The following is a 2,844-nucleotide window of genomic DNA, read 5'->3' on the forward strand; positions in this document are numbered from 1 at the left end:
TTGTTTTTTGTGGGGGGTGTCCTCCGCGCCCGCCGCGCCCCCCCGGCCCCCCGGGCCCCCCCCCCCCCCCCCGGGGGGGGGGCGGGGGGGGGGGGGCCCCCCGCGCCGGGGCGCGCGGCCGCCCCCCCCCGGCTGGTCACCGGGCGCGGCGTCGGCGCTCGACGCGGGATGCGCGAGGGCCTGCTTGGGACTGCTCACTGGCCGAGCACGTCCTTGATCTCGTTGGTCGCGGCGTCCCAGCCCTCTTCGGGGCTCTTGCCCTTCTGCTCGACCTGGAGGATGCCGATGTCGGTCAGCGCGGTGTTGATCGGCTGGTCCTTGACGCCGAAGTACTGCACCGGGATGGTCTTCGCCGAGTCGGCGAAGATCTCCGTGATCGGCGCGTTCGAGAAGTACGCCGTGGTGTCGGTCGCCGGCTTCAGGGTCGAGTACGCCGACGGGGTCGACGGGAAGCTGGCCTGCTTGGCGAAGACCTTCGCCTGCTGCTCGGGCGCGGTCAGCCACTTGGCCAGTTCGACAGCCTCCTTCTGGTGCTTGCTCGCCGTCGGCACGCCGACGAACGAACCGCCCCAGTTGGCCGCGGTCGGCGCCGCCGCCACGTCCCACTTGCCCTTGCCGGCCTCACCGGACTTCTCCTGGATGTAGCCGATCATCCAGGCCGGGCAGGCGACGGTCGCGAAGGTGCCGTTGGCGTAGCCCTGGTCCCACGGCTTGTCGAACTGCTTCAGCTTGGCCGACATGTCGCTGGTGGCCACCTCCATGGCCGCGTCCCAGGAGTCCTTCACGCCCTGCGACTTGTCCCAGACGACGTTGCCGTCCTTGTCGTAGTAGCGCTCTTCCGCGCCGCCGAGGGCCGCGTTGTAGACGGAGGAGGCCGAGTCCACGAACTTGGTGCCCTTGGGCGCCTTCTTCATGTACTCCTTGCCGACCTCGACGTACTTGCTCCAGTCGCCCTTCCACTGCTCGGCGAGCTTGGTGCGGTCGGTCTCCAGACCGGCCTGCTCGAAGAGGTCCTTGCGGTAGCAGATCGCCATCGGACCGACGTCGGTGCCGAGCCCGATCAGTTTGCCGTCCTGGGTGGTGGCCTGCGCGTTCTTCCAGTCCAGCCACTGCGACTTGTCGACGTCCTTGCCGAGGTCCACGAACTTCTCGGCCTGGGTCTGGACGGCCTCGGTGATGTTGCCGACCTCGATCGCCTGGATGTCGTCGGTACCGGAACCGGCCTGGAGACGCGTGAGGGTCTTGGGCCAGTAGACGTCGGTACGGGTGGTGACGTTCTCCTTGATGGTGATGTCGGGGTGGAGCTTCATGTACTCGTCGTAGAGGCCGGCCTGCTTGTAGCCGAAGACACCGAAGGTGCCGATGGTGAGCGTGGTCTTGCCACCGCCGCCGTTGCCACCGCCCTCGCCCGAAGAGCCGTCGTCCGCGTCCTCGGCGCAGCCGGCGAGCAGCCCTGTCGTGAGCGCGGCCGCGGCCGCGAGGGCCATCAGCCGGCGGGACCCGCGGGTAGACGTGCGCATTGCGTCCTCCTGTTGCCTGACGTGCCGACCCCCCGGCCAACGGCATTGTTGGGCCCGTTAGTTCGTCTTCATGCATCGCTGCGGCTCGGGCGGGGAACGTGCGGGATGTGTATGTGTCAGGTACTGTGGGAGCGCTCCCACAGGTGATGTGTTGAAGAGTCGTCGGTCCGGGCAGGGGTGTCAAGGGTGGGGGAGCGGAGAGGTGCGTTCAGTTATCGGGCCGTTAACTGACACCGGCCGACCCCGGCCGGTGCCCGAGGACGAGGCCGTCGAGGCCGGAGCCGGGGCCGGGGGCGGCAGCCCCGAGACGGTCACCGCGACGGACTGGGCTGTTAAATTCCAGGCCAGCTACCAGACAACGGCGGGAAGGCGGAGCCCCATGGCAACCCACGGAGCGCGGGGCCGGAGCGGCGGGCGTCCCACCCTCGAAGAGGTGGCGGCACGCGCGGGCGTCGGCCGCGGCACCGTCTCCCGGGTGATCAACGGCTCGCCCCGGGTCAGCGACGCGACCCGTGCCGCGGTGGAGGCGGCGGTCGCGGAGCTCGGCTACGTCCCCAACACCGCCGCCCGAGCCCTCGCCGCGAACCGTACGGACGCCATCGCGCTGGTCGTGCCCGAGCCGGAGACGCGCTTCTTCGCGGAGCCGTACTTCTCGGACATGCTCAAGGGTGTCGGCGCCGAACTCGCCGACACCGAGATGCAGCTTCTGCTGATCTTCGCGGGCAGCGACAAGGAACGCCGGCGGCTGGCCCAGTACCTGGCGGCGCACCGGGTCGACGGCGTCCTGCTGGTCTCGGTCCACGCCGACGACCCGCTGCCCGACATGCTGGCCCAGCTGGAGATCCCGGCGGTGATCAGCGGCCCGCGCTCCGCCGCGGAGACCCTGACCTCGGTCGACTCCGACAACTACGGCGGCGCCCGCTCGGCGGTGGAGCACCTGGTGGCCCGGGGCCGGCGGAGGATCGCCCACATCACCGGCCGTCTCGACGTCTACGGCGCCCAGCGCCGCGTCGACGGCTACCGCGACGCCCTGCGCGACGCCGGGCGCGAGGTCGACGAGCGGCTGATCGAGCCGGGCGACTTCACGGAGGAGGGCGGCACGCGGGCGATGGCGGCGTTGCTGGAGCGCTGCCCCGACCTGGACGCGGTCTTCGCGGGGTCGGACGTGACGGCGGCGGGCGCCCGCCAGACCCTGCGCGAGGCGGGCCGCCGTATCCCCGACGACGTCGCCCTGGTCGGCTACGACGACTCCGCCATCGCCCGCCACATGGACCCGCCCCTCACCAGCGTCCGCCAGCCGATAGAGGAGATGGGCCGCCGCATG

General features: G+C 71.0%; 2 protein-coding genes. One reads left to right on the forward strand and one right to left on the reverse strand.

Translation table 11 applies throughout. The features are described from left to right. Window positions 1-194 precede the first annotated feature (194 nt). A complete protein-coding gene (locus tag ACIQWG_RS38390; protein ID WP_404105000.1) occupies window positions 195-1,520 on the reverse strand; it encodes an ABC transporter substrate-binding protein in 1,326 nt (441 codons plus the stop codon). A gap of 379 nt (window positions 1,521-1,899) precedes the next feature. Here ACIQWG_RS38390 and ACIQWG_RS38395 point away from each other — a divergent pair. Next, the coding region (locus ACIQWG_RS38395) for a LacI family DNA-binding transcriptional regulator (RefSeq protein WP_404105003.1) at window positions 1,900-2,844 on the forward strand (945 nt) is incomplete at its 3' end.

Origin of the sequence: Streptomyces sp. NPDC098781, from assembly GCF_044759995.1 — a bacterium.
Taxonomy (GTDB): Bacteria; Actinomycetota; Actinomycetes; order Streptomycetales; family Streptomycetaceae; genus Streptomyces.

Bases quoted from the DNA above. Each gene is read 5' to 3' on its own strand.
- ACIQWG_RS38390 (WP_404105000.1), bottom strand. From the start codon at position 1,520: ATGCGCACGTCTACCCGCGGGTCCCGCCGGCTGATGGCCCTCGCGGCC.